At 44.8% G+C, this 19224-nt stretch carries 21 protein-coding genes; 8 read left to right on the forward strand and 13 right to left on the reverse strand.

Annotated features, from left to right (window positions below):
* Positions 1-31: 31 nt before the first annotated feature.
* The 4 genes from rocD to ACT6R0_RS15995 all read right to left on the reverse strand — a co-directional run bounded on the left by rocD (position 32) and on the right by ACT6R0_RS15995 (position 3601).
* Entirely contained in the window at positions 32-1276 is a 1245-nt protein-coding gene (rocD, locus tag ACT6R0_RS15980) for an ornithine--oxo-acid transaminase (RefSeq protein ID WP_444654674.1), read from the reverse strand.
* A 135-nt stretch (positions 1277-1411) separates the two neighbouring features.
* Entirely contained in the window at positions 1412-2386 is a 975-nt protein-coding gene (locus ACT6R0_RS15985; protein ID WP_444654675.1) for a helix-turn-helix transcriptional regulator, read from the reverse strand.
* A 155-nt stretch (positions 2387-2541) separates the two neighbouring features.
* Positions 2542-2958, reverse strand: coding sequence for an OsmC family peroxiredoxin (locus tag ACT6R0_RS15990; RefSeq protein ID WP_444654676.1), 417 nt, complete (start codon positions 2956-2958; stop codon positions 2542-2544).
* 88 nt (positions 2959-3046) lie between these two features.
* Entirely contained in the window at positions 3047-3601 is a 555-nt protein-coding gene (locus ACT6R0_RS15995) for a DUF1697 domain-containing protein (RefSeq protein ID WP_444654677.1), read from the reverse strand.
* A 64-nt stretch (positions 3602-3665) separates the two neighbouring features.
* Here ACT6R0_RS15995 and rlmD point away from each other — a divergent pair, with 64 nt between their 5' ends.
* From rlmD to ACT6R0_RS16010, 3 genes are read left to right on the forward strand one after another with little or no spacing between them, the layout of a single operon-like run.
* Positions 3666-5081, forward strand: a complete 1416-nt coding sequence (gene rlmD / locus ACT6R0_RS16000; RefSeq protein ID WP_444654679.1) for a 23S rRNA (uracil(1939)-C(5))-methyltransferase RlmD — start codon at positions 3666-3668, stop codon at positions 5079-5081.
* A 20-nt stretch (positions 5082-5101) separates the two neighbouring features.
* Complete coding sequence (locus tag ACT6R0_RS16005; RefSeq protein WP_444654680.1) at positions 5102-5647, forward strand: DUF6452 family protein; 546 nt, start codon at positions 5102-5104, stop codon at positions 5645-5647.
* Positions 5619-6356 carry a DUF6048 family protein gene (locus tag ACT6R0_RS16010; protein WP_444654681.1) on the forward strand — a complete coding sequence of 246 codons (738 nt, stop codon included), beginning with the start codon at positions 5619-5621 and terminating at the stop codon, positions 6354-6356. Before ACT6R0_RS16005 ends, ACT6R0_RS16010 begins: the two co-directional genes overlap by 29 nt.
* A 60-nt stretch (positions 6357-6416) precedes the next feature.
* Here ACT6R0_RS16010 and ACT6R0_RS16015 read toward each other — a convergent pair whose 3' ends face one another.
* From ACT6R0_RS16015 to ACT6R0_RS16025, 3 genes are all read right to left on the reverse strand, one after another.
* Complete coding sequence (locus ACT6R0_RS16015) at positions 6417-7061, reverse strand: putative polyvalent protein kinase domain-containing protein (RefSeq protein WP_444654682.1); 645 nt, start codon at positions 7059-7061, stop codon at positions 6417-6419.
* Between the two features lie 112 nt (positions 7062-7173).
* The gene (locus ACT6R0_RS16020; RefSeq protein WP_444654683.1) at positions 7174-9354 is read right to left on the reverse strand and encodes a DUF7619 domain-containing protein; all 2181 of its coding nucleotides are present in this window, start codon (positions 9352-9354) and stop codon (positions 7174-7176) included.
* A gap of 144 nt (positions 9355-9498) precedes the next feature.
* Positions 9499-10140: a DUF4294 domain-containing protein gene (locus ACT6R0_RS16025; RefSeq protein ID WP_444654684.1), complete on the reverse strand. Its 642-nt coding sequence runs from the start codon at positions 10138-10140 to the stop codon at positions 9499-9501.
* Between the two features lie 80 nt (positions 10141-10220).
* On the opposite strand from ACT6R0_RS16025, the gene ACT6R0_RS16030 reads away from it, so the two are divergent.
* Positions 10221-11309 carry a M42 family metallopeptidase gene (locus ACT6R0_RS16030; protein ID WP_444654685.1) on the forward strand — a complete coding sequence of 363 codons (1089 nt, stop codon included), beginning with the start codon at positions 10221-10223 and terminating at the stop codon, positions 11307-11309.
* 75 nt (positions 11310-11384) lie between these two features.
* Here the strand turns inward: ACT6R0_RS16030 and ACT6R0_RS16035 are convergent, their stop codons facing one another.
* The 6 genes from ACT6R0_RS16035 to ACT6R0_RS16060 form a co-directional block, all read right to left on the reverse strand.
* A complete protein-coding gene (locus tag ACT6R0_RS16035) occupies positions 11385-11768 on the reverse strand; it encodes an ankyrin repeat domain-containing protein (protein ID WP_444654687.1) in 384 nt (127 codons plus the stop codon).
* Positions 11769-12005: 237 nt separating this feature from the next.
* A complete protein-coding gene (locus ACT6R0_RS16040; protein WP_444654688.1) occupies positions 12006-12959 on the reverse strand; it encodes a phosphoribosylaminoimidazolesuccinocarboxamide synthase in 954 nt (317 codons plus the stop codon).
* A gap of 51 nt (positions 12960-13010) precedes the next feature.
* A complete protein-coding gene (locus tag ACT6R0_RS16045) occupies positions 13011-13436 on the reverse strand; it encodes a hypothetical protein (RefSeq protein ID WP_444654689.1) in 426 nt (141 codons plus the stop codon).
* A 64-nt stretch (positions 13437-13500) separates the two neighbouring features.
* On the reverse strand, positions 13501-13734 hold the full coding sequence (locus ACT6R0_RS16050; RefSeq protein ID WP_444654690.1) for a hypothetical protein: 234 nt from the start codon (positions 13732-13734) through the stop codon (positions 13501-13503).
* A 340-nt stretch (positions 13735-14074) separates the two neighbouring features.
* Positions 14075-14311 (reverse strand): hypothetical protein, encoded by a 237-nt coding sequence (locus tag ACT6R0_RS16055; protein WP_444654691.1) that lies wholly within the window; start codon positions 14309-14311, stop codon positions 14075-14077.
* Between the two features lie 43 nt (positions 14312-14354).
* Positions 14355-15302, reverse strand: coding sequence for a PhoH family protein (locus ACT6R0_RS16060; RefSeq protein WP_444654692.1), 948 nt, complete (start codon positions 15300-15302; stop codon positions 14355-14357).
* Positions 15303-15405: 103 nt separating this feature from the next.
* On the opposite strand from ACT6R0_RS16060, the gene ACT6R0_RS16065 reads away from it, so the two are divergent.
* The 4 genes from ACT6R0_RS16065 to gldG are packed head-to-tail and all read left to right on the forward strand — an operon-like array spanning position 15406 to position 19182.
* A complete protein-coding gene (locus ACT6R0_RS16065) occupies positions 15406-16239 on the forward strand; it encodes an SAM hydrolase/SAM-dependent halogenase family protein (protein ID WP_444654693.1) in 834 nt (277 codons plus the stop codon).
* A 52-nt stretch (positions 16240-16291) separates the two neighbouring features.
* Positions 16292-16588: a putative quinol monooxygenase gene (locus ACT6R0_RS16070; RefSeq protein ID WP_444654695.1), complete on the forward strand. Its 297-nt coding sequence runs from the start codon at positions 16292-16294 to the stop codon at positions 16586-16588.
* 36 nt (positions 16589-16624) lie between these two features.
* Positions 16625-17350 carry a gliding motility-associated ABC transporter permease subunit GldF gene (gene gldF, locus ACT6R0_RS16075; protein ID WP_444654696.1) on the forward strand — a complete coding sequence of 242 codons (726 nt, stop codon included), beginning with the start codon at positions 16625-16627 and terminating at the stop codon, positions 17348-17350.
* Complete coding sequence (gene gldG / locus ACT6R0_RS16080) at positions 17350-19182, forward strand: gliding motility-associated ABC transporter substrate-binding protein GldG (RefSeq protein ID WP_444654697.1); 1833 nt, start codon at positions 17350-17352, stop codon at positions 19180-19182. Before gldF ends, gldG begins: the two co-directional genes overlap by 1 nt.
* The last annotated feature ends 42 nt before the right edge of the window (positions 19183-19224 follow it).

The raw sequence follows: 19224 nt of genomic DNA on the forward strand, positions 1-19224 counted from the left end.
AGATGTTTTTGGTTATAGATGTTCAAATGGTTTATTTCTCAAACGCTTTAAGGGTTTTCGTAATGATCGCAACACAATCCGTCAGCTGCTCTTCGTTCATTACCAACGGCGGCGCAAAACGAATGATATTGCCGTGCGTAGGCTTGGCAAGCAGGCCGTTGTCCCTCATCGCCATACAAATGTCCCAGGCCGTCGAGCTGTCCTCGCTGTCGTTGATCACAACGGCGTTCAGGAGGCCTTTACCCCGCACGAGCGTAGCGATATTACTCGTTGCAATATACTCATTCATTTTTTCACGGAAGATCTTTCCGAGCTTTTCTGCGTTCTCCGCCAGCTTTTCGTCTGTGACTACTTCAAGTGCGGCTATGGCTACCGCAGCAGCAACAGGATTTCCTCCAAAAGTGGATCCGTGCTGGCCCGGCCTGATCACGTTCATGATCTCATCATTGGCCAATACCGCAGATACGGGGTATGCACCACCCGATAATGCTTTGCCAAGGATAAGGATGTCCGGCTGCACATCCTCATGGTGTACCGCAAGCAATTTGCCAGTACGGGCAATACCAGTCTGCACCTCATCGGCAATGAAAAGTACATTATGGCTTTGGCACAATTCCTTCGCTTTGGCGAGGTAGCCTTCGGCCGGTACATATACACCTGCTTCACCCTGGATCGGCTCAACAAGGAAACCGGCTATGTTATTTTCAGTTTTGAGGACATTCTCCAGCGCGTCGATGTCATCGTAAGCTATCTTTATGAATCCGGCAGTATACGGGCCGAAGTTCTTACGGGCATTCTCATCATTAGAAAAAGAGATGATGGTGGTCGTCCTTCCGTGGAAGTTGTTCTCGCACACGATGATCTTTGCTTCATGCTCTGCGATGCCTTTGCGCTCATAGGCCCATTTACGGCACAGCTTAATCGCGGTTTCAACAGCTTCTGCACCGGTATTCATCGGCAGCACCTTATCGAACCCAAAATAATTGGTCACGAACTCTTCGTACCTGCCCAGTTGGTCGTTATAAAAAGCCCTTGAGGTAAGTGTAAGGGTTTGCGCCTGCTCCATCATGGCTCCAACTATCTTTGGGTGGCAGTGCCCCTGATTTACCGCAGAATAGGCCGAAAGGAAATCAAAATACCTTTTACCTTCCACATCCCATACATATACGCCTTCGCCCTTGCTTAATACCACAGGCAGCGGGTGATAGTTATGCGCACCGTGTTTTTCTTCGAGTTGGATGGCATCCGCCGAGGTTAATTTTTCTAAAACTGACATTGTAATTTAATTTGATCTTGATAATCAGCCATTCCTTCTTTCGGAGAGAAATCATCCGTATAGCGGTGCAAATTACTAAAAATAAAATTATTCGCCCCAAAATGTGGAAATTTGACAAGATCCAGATCACAAACCCTACAAGGATGGGATCGCATTTGGCAATGGGTGCCTTTGGATGATATTTTCCAACAGTTGTGCAATGGCATCTTTCAGCAATTGCGGCTCTACCACTTCGCATTTGTCGGCAAACATCAGGAACCACCTCGCCAGCCCTTCTTCCATCGACTGCGAGAGGAATGTCATTTCTATCTGTTCGCCATCGGCAATTTCCGAAACGAAACCGAAGTAATGCTTTTGCTCCTCCATGTATTTCGCAACTTCTCTGTGCACGCGTATCACGGCTTTTTGTACAGGGATCTTCGCCACAGCTTCTTTTTGCTGCTCGTAATATTCTTTTAACGATGTGCGTTCCTGCTGAGGTACATCGGTAATTTGGGCACTTATCATCCTGTCCGCGCGGAACTGTCTGTACGTTCCCCTCAGGTGGCACCAGGCAATGGTATACCAATTGTTATGCTCATGGAAAATACCAATGGGCTCAACCAGTCGTTCGCTGGTCTGCTCATTGCCAAAGGCGCGGTACACCAGCTTTACGGCTTTTTTGTCGGCAATGGCTCTCAGCAGCACATCCAATATGTTACCCGGCGGGAGGGTGTCGCTTTTGCGGTCGATCACAATGATGTTATCTTCCAGCGTCTCAACCATGTCCTTTTCGGTTCCCCGTAAAACGGCTTTTACCTTGAACATTGCCGAACCGAAATGCTCTGTTAAATTATTATCGGTAAATTTTGCCATGAGTTTTTCGGCAGTGAGGAATGCCATCGCTTCCTCCCTTGTAAACATTACCGGAGGCAGCCTGTAACCATCTACCAGCGAATAGCCTATCCCCGCTTCCCCATAAACAGGCACGCCCGCTTCCTCTATAGACCGGATGTCGCGGTATACCGTGCGCAGGCTGATGCCAAAGCGGTCGGCCAGGTCCTGTGCCTTAACTATCCTTTTGGACTGGAGCTGTATCAGAATGGCGGTAATGCGGTCGAAGCGGTTCATGAATGGGAATATTTCAATTCAAAGATAATTGAAAAGCAAACACGGATAGAGGCCATTTTTGGGTGGAGACCGACATCATGTAGATCTGTAAACGCGTTCCAAAAAAAAGCCCCGAAAAACGAGGCTTCTTAATAAATATGAAATCTAATTTTAACTTAACTCCGTACCAGTGTCGCGCTCGAAGTGATCGCGGTGTTTAGCAGCCTTGAGATGGGGCAGGTCTTTTCTGCCTTAGTTACAAGTTGCTGGAATTCGTCCGTCTCGATATCATCTATCCTTGCCACTACTGACAGGTGCGAACCTACAACGCTACCATCTTGGAAGTCGATATCGCACTTGGTCTCTATAGAAGCTACATTATATCCTGCCTCATTGATGTAAGCAGTAAGCTGCATAGTAAAGCACCCTGCGTGGGCGGCGGCTATTAATTCTTCCGGATTGGTGCCGTTTCCTTGTTCAAAACGGGTTTTAAAAGAATATTGTGTGTTGCTTAATACGTTGCTTTGGGTAGAGATCTTGCCCTCACCTTCTTTGAGGGACCCTGCCCAAACAGCGGTTGCATTTCTTTTCATGTTTGATCTTTTGTTGTTGCATAAAGTTAATCAATTGAAAATGAATACTGAAATAAAGAATTGATTTTAACACAAAATTAAAATATCATTAGGATCCACTCATCATTTCTAATAATTTCAATGTCGTGTTCCAGTTGCGGGTAGTAGCTTTCAGCTTCAGTTTGCTCTCGATCAGATTATTGGAAAGCTTTGAATCGGCCGCTCCCATCGCAAGTTTGAAATATAATATATCCTCATGGAGTGCGATCTCATCCTCTCCTATCGGTGCCTGATTCAGTTTTTCCATAACCTCATCGGATGGCTTTTCGCTAAGGAAGGTCACGTATATTTTCTTGGTCCCGGCTTCTTCGGGTGTTTTGCCTTCAACGTAGGGATTATTTTCAACGGCTTTTTCAAGATGCTTTTTGTCAATGACAAATACGGTAACGTCAAAGCCGTACTTATCGTCAATTAGCTTTTCGATAGCTTTGGCAAGCTTATCTTTTGACTTTTCGTTACTTGAAAAAACAACATTTCCGCTTTGGATATACGTTTTTACGTTGGCATAACCAGCAGACCCCATCAGGTTGCGGAGGTCTTCCATTTTTATTATCTTTTTCCCGCTGACGTTGATGCCCCGGAACAGGGCGAGGTAGGTTGTCATATATTTAGATTAAGTCTATAAGCAAATTTATCCAATTTTATAATAATAACATTATTTTTGCCGCATGGGAAAAAGGAAAAATACCGACAAGATAGTATTTGATAATGTAGAAGTGCTGGATGCCGGCGCAAAAGGCGTATCGGTAGCCAAAGCGCCCGACGGCAAGGTGATATTCATACCAAATGTAGTGCCGGGCGATGTTGTAGACGTGCAAACCTTCAAGAAGCGTAAAGCCTATTATGAAGGCAAGGCCATACATTTCCACGAATATTCTGCCGACAGGGTAATACCGCCGTGCCAGCATTTTGGCGCTTGTGGTGGCTGCAAGTGGCAGAACATGAACTATGATAAACAGCTTTTTTATAAAAACCGTGAGGTGTACAACCACCTGAAACGCATCGGTAAAGTAGAATTGCCGGAATTCGAGCCTATCAAAGGCAGCGAGAAGCAGTTCTTTTACCGTAATAAAATGGAGTTCTCCTTCTCCAATGCCCGCTGGGTAACCGAGGAGGAAGCCCGCAGCGGCGAGGAGATCGACAACCGCAACGCCCTTGGTTTCCACATCCCGCGCATGTGGGACAAGATCCTCGACATTACCATGTGCCACCTGCAGGAAGATCCGAGCAATGCCATTCGCAATGCCGTGAGGGATTTTGCCAATCAGCACGGACTGGAGTTCTTCAATCCACGCGAACATTCGGGATTGCTGCGTACACTGATGCTGCGCACGGCCTCAACAGGCGAGATCATGGTGCTCATCCAGTTCTTCGACGATAATAAGGAGCAGCGCGAAATGCTTTTGGATTTCCTTGGCGAGAGCTTCCCGAGCATCACCTCATTGCAATATGTAGTGAACCAAAAAGCCAACGACACCATTTACGATCAGGATGTCGTGTTGTACAAAGGACGCGACTACATACTGGAATCGATGGAAGGATTGAGCTTTAGCATCAATGCGAAGTCATTCTACCAAACGAATTCGGACCAGGCATATGAGCTGTACAGCATTACCCGTGACTTTGCAGGGCTTACCGGCAATGAGCTTGTATATGACCTGTATACAGGCACCGGGACCATTGCGCAGTTCGTATCCCGCAAAGCGAAAAAGGTAATTGGCGTAGAAGCCGTTCCCGAAGCGATCGAAGATGCCAAAGAGAACGCGAGGCGCAATAATATAGACAATTGCGAGTTTTTTGTTGGGGACATGAAAGTGGTGTTCAACGAAACATTTATTGCCACACATGGAAGACCGGATGTAATTATTACAGATCCCCCGCGCGACGGCATGCATAAGGATGTTATCGACCAGATATTGAAAATAGCGCCTCAAAAAGTTGTTTACGTGAGTTGCAACTCGGCTACACAGGCGCGTGACCTTGCCCTGATGGACGAGGTATATAAAGTAACCCGCGTGCGACCTGTAGATATGTTCCCGCAAACGCACCATGTGGAAAATGTTGTACTTTTGGAAAAAAGATAAAAATTAAAGGCATTGCCTCTATGAAAAGATTAATTGGATCTGTTGCCGTTTTAATGGTACTCACCTACATTTCGCTCAGCTGTGAAAAGGATGATATTTGTCCTGAAGGGACGCCGACCACACCGGGCATCATCGTAGAATTTTACAATAAGGACAACCCGGAAGAAGCTGTAAACCTTATCAACCTGAAATACTACGCTGTTGGAGAAACCGACACCCTGCCTGACGTAGAGGATGATGTTACCACAACTGTCAACAAGATCGAACTGCCGCTGCGCACCAATGCTACCACGACCAAGTGGGGACTAATGTACACGCGCCGGCTATCCAACGGTACGTTCACGCCTTATAATACTGACTTTATAGAATTCAACTACACCACGCTCGAAACCTATGTATCCCGCGCCTGCGGCTACAAGACCACATTCGAACTTGATCCGGACGATCCGCAAGGATCTAATCCTGAACTATCAGATAATGCCGATGGCTTTTGGATAGACCGCTTTGAAGTAATGACCACTAACATAGAAAACGAAAATGAAGCACATATCAAGATCTATCTGTAGCTTATTGTTGTTAGGGTCGCTTTCGCTTGCCGCACAGGAAAAGACCATTGCCACCGCCCAAGATACCGTTGCCCCCCCCGTAAGGTCAGACCGCTACGGATTGCGCGTTGGCGTAGACCTGCACCGCCTTTCAAGATCGTTTTACGACGATGGCTTCAGGGGCATTGAGGTCGTGGGCGACTACAGGCTTACTAAAAAATGGTATGCCGCCGCAGAACTTGGCAATGTAGACTATACTGTTGATGAACCGCAACTGAACTTCACCACAAAGGGCAATTACATTAAGCTGGGCTTTGACTACAATACCTATGAGAACTGGCTGGACATGGAGAATATGCTTTATGTGGGGCTGCGCTATGGTTTCACCACCTTTAGCCAAAACCTCAACTCTTACAAGATATATGATAGTTCAGGCTACTTTGACGAAGTAACGGCTTATCCTGATAAAGAGTACAGCGGCCTTACCGCGCAGTGGATCGAGGTAGTTGCCGGGCTTAAGGCCGAGGTTTTTGATAATATATTCGTGGGGTTCTCGTTCAGGCTGAACAACCTTATCTCCGACAAAAAACCTGAGGGCTTTGACAATCTTTATCTGCCCGGTTTCAACCGCACCTATGACGGTAAATTTGGCGTAGGTTTTAACTATACGGTTTCCTATTTCATCCCGCTTTATAAAAAGCAGGCGGCTGTAAAAAAAGCCGAAAAGTAGTTTTTGTTAAAAGCTCAGGGCAGAGATAAATAATGATCAAATAAAACACTATTAATTCGATTACATAGCGTCCTGCCAAAAATTGTCTGTTAGATAAAAGACCGTATCTATAAAATATAGCACACTATTTTGGGTTAGTACATTTTCATCATGGAGGTCTTCCAAAATTATACCAACGTCCCTATTGATATAGTCATTATTCCTATTATTCTCAAAACCGTTGGCTGCCATGAAAGCTTTTACAGATGCCAGATCAGTATCTTCCGTACTTGATACGAATGCTTGCTGAACGACCGCATAAATTGTATGGTCATGTTTTGTGAACCCTAATAATTCGTATGCCGTATCAGAAAAGAAATAATTGTGTAGTGTAAGATTATAGAGATAGTCTTTCCATGAGCTATAGTAGATGGCGTCATTAAGTTTCAGGACATGTTCTGAACCATTCAGATAAACTTTTTGCTCTGCACCTTCACTTACATATTGTGAAAGATCAACTGTGTCGATCCATAGATCATTAAGGGATAAATATTCACTCAGTCTCTGCTCTTCCTGTTCTTTGAAGTGCTTCGGGTCTTCAATCGCTCTGCCTGGCTTCTCGCCATTGCTAAGGTAACCGGCAATTGCCTGGATAACTGTTCCAAACCTAACTTCGCACGCTCCTGAAATGATATTGTGTAGTTCATTTTTAAGTTGATTAACCATTTACAAATATATAACTTTTAAGTTGATAGCCATAATGGCTAAAATCTACATTTTATAACAAAAAATGCCGCAGATTATCAAACTGCGGCATTTTCATTTCAACTATAATTTTCTAATTCACAACAAGCTTTTGAGTGGACATTTTGCCGTCGGCATTTACCGTTACGAAGTAGACACCGCTGTTCAACATTGATATGTCGATGTCCGACTGTGTGCCTGTAAATGTGCTTTGCCCTACCGTTTTGCCCAATACATCGATGATCCTAACAGACGCGTTGTTGGCTTCGGCGGTCATTTGCAGGGTTATTTTAGACGATGCAGGGTTAGGGTACATTACAAAGCCTTTTGTAGAAAGATCATTTACTCCTGCCGGTGGCACTATGGTAGTTGTAATGGTATTGGTGATTATCGGTGCATTGAAGTCAAAATAAATACTTGCCTGCCCTGACATCGAATCGCCTACTTCAACCGTAGTTTTCGGTTTGATCCTGTATATTACAAATCCGTGGCTTTCCTGTTCGTTCACCTGTTCGCCCGGAAGCTGGATATCATCAAAATTGAATGTTACATTATTCCCGCTGCGGTTGGCCTGGAACTCATGGCTGGCAGATATCGGCATGAAAGTCTCCCAGTCGAGGTTGTTGTCAAGCGTTGTAAGGACGTTGATGAATTGCGCGTTCGCGTTCCCTGTATTCTGGAAGCGGATAATATAGTGCAGGTAACCGTCGGCCTGTGCCTCGGTAATTTCCGCGCCCTCACGCACGTTGATGTCGTTAGGGTCAAATGAATTTACAGAAACCTGATCAAACACATAAGTATTGTTGTACATGTAATTATCGGTTCCTGCGTTAAGGCTTATGTTAGATGTGAACGTGATCACATCACCAAGATCAACTATGCCAGGCTGTGCTACAAGGAACTCAAGGTAAACCACCTGGTACCCATAAGGCTGCAAATTAGTATAGCTTGCAGTTAGTGTATTACCGCTTTGGCTCATTGCCGGCCATGACTGTGTAAAGTCTAGCTGTGTATCATTAAACTCAAGCGTAATAGTACCGTTCGCAGTAGTATTACCAAAGTTATTGATCACCAAGGCATAAGTTGCCGGGAAGCCCGGCTGGGCAGCGCTTGTAGGGTAAAGATAAACCGCAACATCGTTAACCGGCGGCGGCGGGGTGAGGCAAAAGTTGATATCTTCAAGGTTTACATCAGCTATTGTAAGCACGTGGTTAGATGGCGTTGCTGTAACATTGGCCGGATAGTAGGTATTCACAAATACACTCACAGCGCCTGTAGGAACATTCTGAAAAATGTAATCACCATCGGCATCAGTATACGTATAGTTGGAATAGTTGCCGGAAGTGTAATATACCAATATGCCTGCAGAGCCAGGGTCGTTTTCGGTACAGCCATTGTTGTCTGCATCATAGGCTACATGGCCGGATACACTAATGCCTGAACATTCGTTCACTATCAGCTGCACTTGCAGTATCCAGGTGCAGGTAGCAGTTTCTACCCTTATGTAAACCGATTGCTGGCCAAGAACGCTTGTATAGTTGTTGATATCGTATATTTGGTTTTCTGTAGCATTGGCCTCTGCATCTGCCATATTCGTATATATAGCCATGTTCATAGTATCAGGGAACATTTGATAGGCCTCGCCCATTGATGGCTCGAGCTCGAAAGTTGCTACACCATTAATGGCACACTCCATCAGCGGCTCCATAAGCATTATATTAGAGCTGTTTACAGTAACCATGAACATGCTTTGGCTACTGCATCCTTCATCAGCGGCGTAAATGTAGATGATCTGGGATGTTGTTACTACAGTTCCCGCCGGCAAGATGGTACCTGTACCACCAGGGCCTGTGAAATAATTACCTACCGCCAGCGCCGGAAGCGTATAGGCTGTACAAGTCATAACATCATTTACAGGCTGCAGGATCGGACCTCCCCACATACCTATAACAAAACTGGTAGTATCAAATTCACCCGTGGCATTATTGGATACCCTTATGTACAATGCCTGTTCAATATTGCCTGTAGTGATCATGAAGGCAGTAGGGTTTGCTATGGCATTCATGTTGTTCTCAGCATCCTGCCATGTAAGATGGTAGGTCACGCTGTAATTGGCAGGCGACTGGTTACCCAGCGTAATTGGGGTTTGTACGGTAAGGTCAAAAACCTCGCTGTTACACTGATTGATATCCTGGACCGGGTACGCTTCAGCCTGGGCAAAGCCCTGAAAGCAGAACATTATCAGCAAGCTTAAAAAGAGTAGTTTCTTTTTCATGTTCGGTAGATTTATTTGTTATGTCATTGAAACAGTACAGATGTTAAATTCCCTACCACAAATTCCCTAATTCTCATAAAAAAGAATTCTGGTTTACCATATTTAAATAAAAAAGCCTGAAAAATTCAGGCTTTACACGTTAGGCTACTTATTTCTTTCCCGCCAGTTCTCGGTAATGGCATCATAATCGATCTTAAATGCGGGTTCCTGCTTTACCAGGCGCTTTTCGTCAAATGCCTTTATGAGATACCCCTCAATGGCATAATCCTCGGTTACATTAGCCGGATTATACCTTTCTTTCAGGTTGATATCGAATAGTTTTGCCATGCGGTTGGCCCAAAACGCCTTCCACCCGCTCTTCTGCTCTTTTATCAGGTCGAAAGTAGTATGACCTGTTTGCCTGTAGATCAGCTTTACAAGTATTTGTCCCTCTTTACGGGTAAGCTTTTTCAACTGACCCTCGAACTCATTCTCAAGGTATTTCTCTACGATCTTGGAATATTTCTTTTTTTCACGGTCGGTTTTTAGCTTGTCCATATTGTTGGCAAGCATCGTTAGCTTTTCGGCAGCCAGCTTGGCATACGGGTACACCTTGAGCACCCTGCGCCTTAGGAGTAGCAGTTGTTTCTTTTCATCGGTGCTCATTTTGCTTCCGCCAATAACAAGCTCTTCAAGCTCTGTATTGAAGGCTATCGAGTCGATCTCAATGCTATCAGTCTCCTTTATCTGAGCATTCGCCCCAAGGCTTATTAATAACAGGAATATTAAAAATATCCTCACTTTCATTGTTACGAAATTTATCCCAAAATTATGCATATTTATATAACTCTGTAATGTAATTTATATTTTAGCCAAAAATTAAATTCATGTCAGCAAAATCTGTACTTACTGATGCCTCCATGGCGTTCCTGGAGCAATACCTTAACAACCCCTCGCCTACCGGATATGAGGCCGGAGGGCAAAAAATATGGATGGACTACCTCAGGCCGTATGTCGATACTTTCATTACCGATACTTACGGCACTGCTGTAGGTATCATTAACCCCGATGCACCTTACAAAGTGGTCATCGAGGGCCACAGCGACGAGATCTCGTGGTATGTGAATTACATTACCGATAACGGCCTCATTTATGTTATCCGCAACGGCGGGTCTGATCACATGATCGCTCCATCCAAGCGTGTCAATATCCATACCAAAAATGGAATAGTGAAAGGCGTTTTCGGCTGGCCTGCCATACACACCCGTAACCGCGGCAAAGAAGAGCCTGCCAAGATCGAGACCATTTTCATAGATTGTGGCTGCTCTACCAAAGAAGAAGTCGAAAAACTCGGCATACATGTAGGATGTGTCATTACCTATCCCGACGACTTTATGGTGCTGAACGAAAATAAATTCGTGTGCCGTGCGATCGATAACCGCATTGGCGGCTTCATGATCGCCGAAGTGGCACGCCTGCTTCATGAGAACAAAAAGGAACTGCCGTTCGGTCTCTACATAACCAATTCCGTGCAGGAAGAGGTGGGACTTCGCGGTGCCGAGATGATCACCAAGACTATCAGGCCCAACGTTGCCATTGTTACCGACGTGTGCCACGACAGCACCACGCCTATGATAGACAAGCGCATTGAAGGCGAGACCCAGATAGGCAAAGGACCGGTGATCACTTATGCCCCTGCCGTGCAGAACAACCTTCGTGAACTTATCATCGATACCGCCAATAAAAATGAAATACCCTTCCAAAGGCTGGCTTCGTCCCGTGTTACCGGCACCGATACCGATGCTTTTGCCTACAGCAATGGCGGCGTGGCTTCGGCGCTTATTTCACTGCCATTGCGTTACATGCACACCACTGTTGAGATGGTTCAGCGTGAAGATGTTGAGAACGTGATAAAGCTTATTTACGAAACCCTGATGAACATGGAAAGCGATGCTTCTTTCTCGTATTTTAAATAATTTCGGGTACGTTTAATAAAATAAAAAAAGCATCTGCCTCGGCGGATGCTTTTTCATTTAAGGCGAAGGGTCAGGTTAAGCGTTCTTAGCAGCTTTAAGGATCTCAACAGCTTCTTTAGCATTTGAAAGCTCAGCATACTTTTGTGCGGTAAAGCCTTTTTCGTCCTTAACCTTCACATCGGCACCTTTTTCAAGCAGCAGCTTAATGATCTCTGTGTTGTTGTAACGGGCAGCGATCATAAGTGGTGTCATACCATTCGATTTCTCGTGGATCGACGCACCATATTCAAGAAATTTCTTAACAGCCTCAACATCTCCTTTAGAGATAGCGATCCCAAGAGGGGTTGTTGATCTGAAAGTCCAAACAGTTTCAGTTGAAGCAGTTTCAACAGTTGAAGCCATTGTTACATTACTGAATGCTACAAGAGCCAGTCCAAGATAAATGATCGTTTTTTTCATGATGATTAAATTTAATTGATGATTGTTATTTTTATTTTTTGATTTAAGTTTTATCGGATGATTAGCCCGCCCCGGATGATTAGCCCGTTTGAAATAATAGACGCTTGCAATGAGGTAAACGTTACTGTAAATTTTCCACTTTAACATTTAATTAACAGATTTTTCTTGTTATGCGCGCCTAATAAAACAAGAAAACCACCTGCGTTAACAAGTGATTTAAAAGAAATAATCTTGTAATTATTTTTTCATGTATTCCTCAACATTTTTTTGGATCCTGTCATGGATCTTATCGATGTCAGCCTTTGCAAACTTCTCGCCAATGATATTCTCATATAGTTCTATGTATCTTTCCGATACGCTTTCTATATAATCTTCGGTCATTTCAGGAGTTTTTTGGCCCTCTTTGCCCTGGAATCCGTTAGTAATGAGCCACTGCCTTACGAACTCCTTAGAGAGCTGCTTTTGCTCCTCCCCTTTATTTTGGCGCTCACCATAGCCATCGGTATAAAAATAGCGTGATGAATCGGGCGTGTGTATCTCGTCGATAAGTACGATCTTGCCCTCCTTCGTTTTGCCGAACTCATACTTGGTATCTACCAGTATCAGCCCGCGCGACGCAGCGATCTCAGTACCTTTTTCAAAAAGGGCACGGGTATATTTTTCAAGTTGGGCGTAATCCTCTTCCGATACAATGCCTTTGGTGATAACCTCCTCGCGCGAAATGTCCGTATCATGCTCACCGCTGTCGGCTTTTGTCGTTGGGGTGATTATAGGAGCAGGGAACTTGTCATTCTCCTTCATTCCATCCGGCAGTTCAACACCGCATAATGCCCTCCGGCCTGCTTTGTACTCGCGGGCAGCATGTCCGGACAGGTAGCCGCGTATTACCATCTCCACCTTGAACGGCTCGCACAAATGGCCCACAGCAACGTTAGGATCGGGTGTGTCAATGAGCCAATTGGGCACAATGTCGTGAGTAAGGCGCATAAATTTGGTCGCGATCTGGTTAAGTATCTGCCCCTTGTACGGGATCCCCTTCGGCAGCACCACATCAAAGGCCGAAAGCCTGTCGGTGGCTACCATTACGAGCAGCTCATCATTGATGTTGTACACATCGCGTACTTTGCCGCGATACACGGACTTTTGCCCCGGGAAATTGAAATCGGTGGTTGTTATGGTCTTTTGTGCCATGTATGGTTGTTGTTGTTTTGTAGTTGAGGTGCAAAAATAAGAAAGTTATTATCAGCTCACCTGTTTATCTCTTAATTTATATCGAATTGTAAAAACAGTATTTACTATAAAGGTTACTATTACTCCCGATGCGGTCAAAAAAGTGAACGTGCTTTCAAAATTTATATGTTCAATCGTCCAGATCACAGGGAGCATTAATAAAAGGCACAGACCTACAATAGAAACTATCCGGTTAAGATGCATCCTTAATATCCATAAAATAACATATCCTAACACGAATATTATGATCGAAAATACTGCCGCTACAGTTGCCATATCACTAAACTCATATCCCCATCCGATAGTTTTATTAATTCCATAAGTTCCGATAAAACCACTGCCTGTTAAAAATAGAAAAGCAATTAGCAATACAGCAAAAGATGCAGCTAATGCGATCAGAGGTGATAGTAAGAGTGTTTTGGGTTTTCTAAAATCCATGGCTATAAAATCAAGCACCCGGTCATTCTGCCGGGTGCTATACTCATTTAATGATGTTTAAACACTATATGCACTTACGGAAATTCAGTATTGCCTTTACATAGTTATCATCGCCGTAGGTGATATTGATCAGACCGTCGGTGACTACACGCTCGCTTCCGCCGTTCATTATCACCCCCTCAAATGTAGCCTGTAAGCCATCACTATCATTTTTTGAAAAAGTAATAGACCAGGGCGCATCATCCGCCATAGACCATCCTTCGCTATAATAGGTATCTTCCACCACCAATGATGCCAATCTCAAATTATTATGGACTGCACCATCACGGTAATACCTCAGCACAAAGTGTTCCCTATGCTCCGGCGAATTGGCCACAAGGTCGCCCCTTGTATAAAGCGAAAGTGCGGCGGTACCGTTAATCAGTTATTGTATGGAAGTTTTTAAACTCATAATTCACCCCATCAATTTTCATTGTGGCATGACTGCTTCCTTTTTTAAAGCCATCGTCGCCAGAACAGCCCGATAGGGCAAGTAGAAGAGAGGACAGAATAAGAATAGATTTACTCATACCCTTGTATTAAACACGTGACAGGTTGGAAAAACCTGTCACGTGTAGTTTTCTAAACAGTTTTTTAATCTATTTCTTTTTATCGTTTTCTCTCTTTGCCTTAAAATAATTTTTTGATCTCACCTTTAGACCGTCTGAATTATTGATGTCAGCATGAAAATTTTTTATCGACTTAATAAACTCTTCAATATAGCTTGAATCGTAGATACCTTCCTTTTTTAAGTTTTCCAAACTTTTTATAACGCTTTTACAATCGCTGTCAATTGCTCTTATTTCTGTTTCGATTTGTGCTTCACTCTTTGCCATAATATTTTATTCTATGTTAAATGGTTAAAATTCTGCCATCATCTTAATCATGGTTCTCAATGCTCTTATATGCATCGATAATTTTCTTCACAAGGCGGTGGCGCACAATGTCCTTATCATCAAGGTAAATGATGCCCACGCCCTCCACATCCTTCAATATCAGTATCGCTTCCTTAAGACCGGAAATGGTACGGCGCGGAAGATCCACCTGCCCGGGGTCGCCCGTGATCATGAACTTGGCGTTCTTGCCCATACGCGTCAGGAACATTTTCATTTGCGAATGCGTTGTGTTCTGCGCCTCATCGAGTATAACAAAGGCGTTGTCCAGCGTACGCCCCCTCATGAAGGCCAGCGGCGCGATCTGGATGATGCCTTTCAGCAAATAGTCTTCCAGCGTTTGTGGCGGTAGCATATCGCGAAGCGCATCATACAATGGCTGCATGTATGGGTCCAGCTTTTCCTTCATGTCGCCGGGAAGGAAGCCCAGGTTCTCCCCTGCCTCTACTGCGGGGCGCGTAAGAATGATGCGTTTTACCTGTTTCTCTTTCAATGCTTTAACAGCTAATGCTACACCTGTATACGTTTTACCCGTGCCGGCAGGACCAATGGCGAACACCATGTCGTTCTTTGCCATATAGTCCACAAGCTTTTGCTGGTTGGGCGTCATGGCTTTTATCAGCTTGCCGCCCAGGCCGTGCACCAGTATCTTGTCGCTCGGGTCCATCTGCTCCACACGGGAGTCGCTCTGGATCACGCGCTCTATCACGTTGTCGTCAATGGTGTTGTATCGTGTAAAGTGGAGCATCAGCCTCTTGAAACGGGTCTCGAACTCGTCGAGCATTTCCTTTTCGCCAAAAACCTTCAGTGTGGTGTCGCGTGCCACGATCTTCAGCTTGGGATAGTATTTTCTTATGGTTTCAAGATGGGAGTCCTGTGCGCCCCAAAAATCTTTCGGGGCTATGTCGTGCAGTTCAATTATTCTTTCGTTCAAAAGCAGTTGTTTTTAGTTAGAAAAATAAGCCATATAATTAGTAGCTTTGCATTCAAATTTAGTGATTTTAAGCACGACTTTATTTAAAGTTTTAAACAATTTTATGTCAATAATTACCCTGACCACCGACTTTGGCCTGAAGGACCATTTTGTAGGCGCGCTGAAAGGAAAGATCCTTTCGGAGTACAGGGAGGCGGCCATTGTTGACATTTCGCACCACGTAGACCTATTCAACGTATCAGAGGCCAGTTATATAGTTGGCGCGGCATACAGCAGCTTTCCGCAGGGAACGGTACATCTGGTGGGTGTTGATTGTGAACTCACGACCGAGTGCCGCCACATCGCCATGCTATGGAACGGCCACTACTTCATTTGCGCTGATAACGGCATCCTGAGCATGCTCACGCAAAAAATAGTCCCTGAAAAAATTGTTGAGATCAACATCCATGACCGCCTGCCTGAGGGCGCGACCGAAATGGACGTTTTCGTGACCGTGGCCTGCCATCTCGCTAAGGGCGGCCTGCTGAATGTGATCGGGCGTGAAATAAAGGAAATAAAGGAAATGCACGATATACAGGTAAGCGTCGCGGCCGATGGCAGATCGATAAAAGGCAACGTGGTCTACATTGACCATTTTGGCAACTGCGTGACGAACATCTCCAAAAAGCTGGTTAAGGAAGTAGCCAAAGGAAGGGATTTTGACATTGCCTTCAGTACAAAAAATATTAAGTCGTTTAAAAAAGGCTATTCTGACTTTACAGTTAACGACCGATTTTCATTAAAAGATTATGAGGGCGAAAAGCTGGCCATATTCAATGAGGCAGGCTTTCTGGAAATCGCCATATACCGCAGCAACCCGCTGACCGTGGGCACAGCAAAGACACTGCTGGGGCTCAAGTTCAGGGATGTGGTGAATGTGGTCTTTAGGGCCCCCTAACCCCAAAAGGGGGAATTAGCCCGGGTATTAAAATATAAAAACAAAAAACAGTATGTTTGTACGCATTGTAAAGATGGGCTTCCGGGAAGATAAGATCGAGGCCTTTCTTGAAAATTTTGAACAGGTTAAGCAGGATATACGAAATTTCCCCGGCAACCGTTTCTTAGAACTGTACAGGGACAAAAATGACCCTTCGGTATTTTTTACCTACAGCTACTGGGAAAATGAAGCCGACCTGGAAACGTACCGAAAGTCGGACCTGTTTTGCGAAACATGGGCTATTACCAAGCCGATGTTCCGCCATAAGGCTGAGGCATGGAGCGTGGATAAACTGGTTTCGCTGCCTTAACTTTGAACTTTAAATGTTTAAACTTTAAACTGATCAATGAAAGCATTATTATTACGTGAGATCAAATCCTTTTTCGGTTCGCCGATAGGGTATCTTGTGATCGCTATCTTCCTCCTGCTCAACGGGCTGTTCCTTTGGGTATTCGAGGGTGATCTCAATATACTGAACAGCGGCTTTGCCGATATGGCGCCATTTTTCACGCTGGCACCATGGATACTCATTTTCCTTATACCCGCCGTGACCATGCGCAGTTTTTCCGACGAGAAAAAGCAGGGCACGATAGAATTGTTGTTCACCAAGCCGCTTACGGTGTGGGAGATCGTTAGCGGCAAATTTTTCGGCGCACTGGCATTGATCGTAATGGCCATAGTCCCTACGATCATTTATGTTTTTGTGCTGTCAACCTACGGTAATCCACAAGGCAATATTGACATGGGCAGTACGATCGGATCCTACTTCGGACTGCTGTTCCTTATTGCAGGATACACATCTATAGGCATCTTTACCTCTACGTTTTCAGACAACCAGATCGTATCGTTCATCGTTTCAGTATTCCTGTGTTTCTTCATTTACTTCGGGTTCGAAGGCATTGCGGGATTTGCGGGCGGCTTCAGCAGCTTCATCGGCTGGCTGGGCATGGACTACCATTTCAAAAGTATGGGACGTGGGGTTCTGGACACGCGCGACATTTTATATTTCGTGAGTGTGACCTTACTGTTTTTGTCGCTTACTGTTTACAAACTTAAATCGATGAAAGGGTAATGGGAACAGTAACAAATTCACCGGAAACTACACCGAAAGACCCTAAGGGCATTAAAAACCTCAAAGGGCTTGCGATCACCATCATTGCTCTCATTGCAATGAACTTTGCAGGTAATTACTTCTTTAAACGCTTTGACCTTACGCACGACAAGCGATATACACTTTCAGATGCTTCACACAACATTATTGACGAGGCAGTTGAACCTGTATATGTAGAGGTTTTCCTTGCCGGGGATGTAACAGATAATTACAAAAGACTGCAGGATGAGACCCGCCAGATACTGGAGGAATTCAGGGCGTACAGCTCCAACATAAAATTCAGCTTCTTTAACCCTATCGATGAAAATGAAAGCGATGCCGCCAAGCGCGACCTGATATACAATATCTATGTCATGGACAACCCGCAGTTCGCCGCAAAAGAGAAGGAGATCAAGCAAAGCATTTCGCAAATAACCAATGTGGACGAAGCTGTGATGGAGGGTTTTGTACGAGCCAACATGCAGCCGGCAAGCGTATCGGTTATCGACAAGGGCAAGCAGTCCGAAACAGTAATATTCCCATGGGCTATCGTAACAAGCAACGGCAGGAGCGTGAAGATACCGCTATTGAAAAACCAGCGTGGGGCAACGGCACAGGAAAACATAGAGACTTCTGTACAAAATCTGGAGTATGCCTTTGCGGATGGCTTCAAAAAGGTGATAAAGGAAAAAGAGAAGAAGATCGTGGTGCTTCGTGGCAATGGCGAAATACAGGACAGGAACCTGAGCAGCTTTTTAAAGCAGCTGGGCAGTAGCTACATGATGGCACCGTTCACGCTGGATTCGGTTTCCAAAAACCCGCAGAACACGCTCAAATTATTAAAGGGGTACGACCTTGCCATTATCGCAAAGCCACATGAAAAATTTACAGAAGAAGAAAAACTGGTACTGGACCAGTACATCATAAATGGTGGCAAAACATTGTGGATGATCGATCCGGTAGAGGCCGAAATGGACAGCCTGAACACTACGGGCACAGCACCCGCACTGGCGCGCGACCTGAACCTGAATGACATGTTCTTTAAATACGGTTTCCGATTACCACCTGTATTGATAAAGGATGAGATGGCAACACCGATAAAATTAGCCACCGGCGATGAAGGCAGTGGCACGCAGTACAATCAGTACCTGTGGAAATTCGCGCCCTTTATTTATCCGGACTCTGTAAATACCAATCCCATCGTAAAGAACCTTGGCGGAATAAAGCTGGATTTTGCGGGAGGTATCGATACGCTTAAAAACGGAATAAAAAAGAATATCCTACTGGCATCTTCCCGCTATTCGACCACAGTGGGTACGCCAACACTGATAACGCTTGATGCGGTAAATGAGGAATTTGACCCTAAGCAATATCCTAAACCCGGCTTTATTCCGGTGGCGGTGCTTTTAGAAGGTAATTTCCGGTCGATGTATGAGAACCGGGTGCTTCCATTTGAAGACCCGTCGTATAAAGTTACCGGAAAGCCGGGCAAGATGATCGTGATCTCCGATGGCGACATTGCAAAGAACCAGTTTGACAGTAAGGGCAACCCATTGGAATTGGGCTTTGACAAATGGACCGGGGAGATGTACGACAACCGCGACTTCATGATGAACTGCGTGAATTACCTACTGGATGACACGGGACTTATCAACATACGCAGCAAGAGCGTGAGCCTGCCAATGCTGAACACACAGAAAGTACACGATGAATATGCTACCGCACAACTGATAACTGTTGGTATACCATTGGCATTGCTGTTGGTATTCGCGGTGCTGTTCACATGGCTGAGAAAAAGGAAATACGCTAAGTAAAAAATTTAACCACATAGGTACATAGCATTAAAAACGCAAGGA

It is taken from the genome of Flavobacterium sp. (assembly GCF_052437795.1).
Taxonomy (GTDB): domain Bacteria; phylum Bacteroidota; class Bacteroidia; order Flavobacteriales; family Flavobacteriaceae; genus Flavobacterium.

Excerpts from the sequence above, each read along its gene's own strand:
- rocD (WP_444654674.1), bottom strand. The coding sequence starts at position 1,276 with ATGTCAGTTTTAGAAAAATTAACCTCGGCGGATGCCATCCAACTCGAA.
- ACT6R0_RS15985 (WP_444654675.1), bottom strand. The coding sequence starts at position 2,386 with ATGAACCGCTTCGACCGCATTACCGCCATTCTGATACAGCTCCAGTCC.
- ACT6R0_RS15990 (WP_444654676.1), bottom strand. The coding sequence starts at position 2,958 with ATGAAAAGAAATGCAACCGCTGTTTGGGCAGGGTCCCTCAAAGAAGGT.
- ACT6R0_RS15995 (WP_444654677.1), bottom strand. The coding sequence starts at position 3,601 with ATGACAACCTACCTCGCCCTGTTCCGGGGCATCAACGTCAGCGGGAAA.
- rlmD (WP_444654679.1), top strand. The coding sequence starts at position 3,666 with ATGGGAAAAAGGAAAAATACCGACAAGATAGTATTTGATAATGTAGAA.
- ACT6R0_RS16005 (WP_444654680.1), top strand. The coding sequence starts at position 5,102 with ATGAAAAGATTAATTGGATCTGTTGCCGTTTTAATGGTACTCACCTAC.
- ACT6R0_RS16010 (WP_444654681.1), top strand. The coding sequence starts at position 5,619 with ATGAAGCACATATCAAGATCTATCTGTAGCTTATTGTTGTTAGGGTCG.
- ACT6R0_RS16015 (WP_444654682.1), bottom strand. The coding sequence starts at position 7,061 with ATGGTTAATCAACTTAAAAATGAACTACACAATATCATTTCAGGAGCG.
- ACT6R0_RS16020 (WP_444654683.1), bottom strand. The coding sequence starts at position 9,354 with ATGAAAAAGAAACTACTCTTTTTAAGCTTGCTGATAATGTTCTGCTTT.
- ACT6R0_RS16025 (WP_444654684.1), bottom strand. The coding sequence starts at position 10,140 with ATGAAAGTGAGGATATTTTTAATATTCCTGTTATTAATAAGCCTTGGG.
- ACT6R0_RS16030 (WP_444654685.1), top strand. The coding sequence starts at position 10,221 with ATGTCAGCAAAATCTGTACTTACTGATGCCTCCATGGCGTTCCTGGAG.
- ACT6R0_RS16035 (WP_444654687.1), bottom strand. The coding sequence starts at position 11,768 with ATGAAAAAAACGATCATTTATCTTGGACTGGCTCTTGTAGCATTCAGT.
- ACT6R0_RS16040 (WP_444654688.1), bottom strand. The coding sequence starts at position 12,959 with ATGGCACAAAAGACCATAACAACCACCGATTTCAATTTCCCGGGGCAA.
- ACT6R0_RS16045 (WP_444654689.1), bottom strand. The coding sequence starts at position 13,436 with ATGGATTTTAGAAAACCCAAAACACTCTTACTATCACCTCTGATCGCA.
- ACT6R0_RS16055 (WP_444654691.1), bottom strand. The coding sequence starts at position 14,311 with ATGGCAAAGAGTGAAGCACAAATCGAAACAGAAATAAGAGCAATTGAC.
- ACT6R0_RS16065 (WP_444654693.1), top strand. The coding sequence starts at position 15,406 with ATGTCAATAATTACCCTGACCACCGACTTTGGCCTGAAGGACCATTTT.
- ACT6R0_RS16070 (WP_444654695.1), top strand. The coding sequence starts at position 16,292 with ATGTTTGTACGCATTGTAAAGATGGGCTTCCGGGAAGATAAGATCGAG.
- gldF (WP_444654696.1), top strand. The coding sequence starts at position 16,625 with ATGAAAGCATTATTATTACGTGAGATCAAATCCTTTTTCGGTTCGCCG.
- gldG (WP_444654697.1), top strand. The coding sequence starts at position 17,350 with ATGGGAACAGTAACAAATTCACCGGAAACTACACCGAAAGACCCTAAG.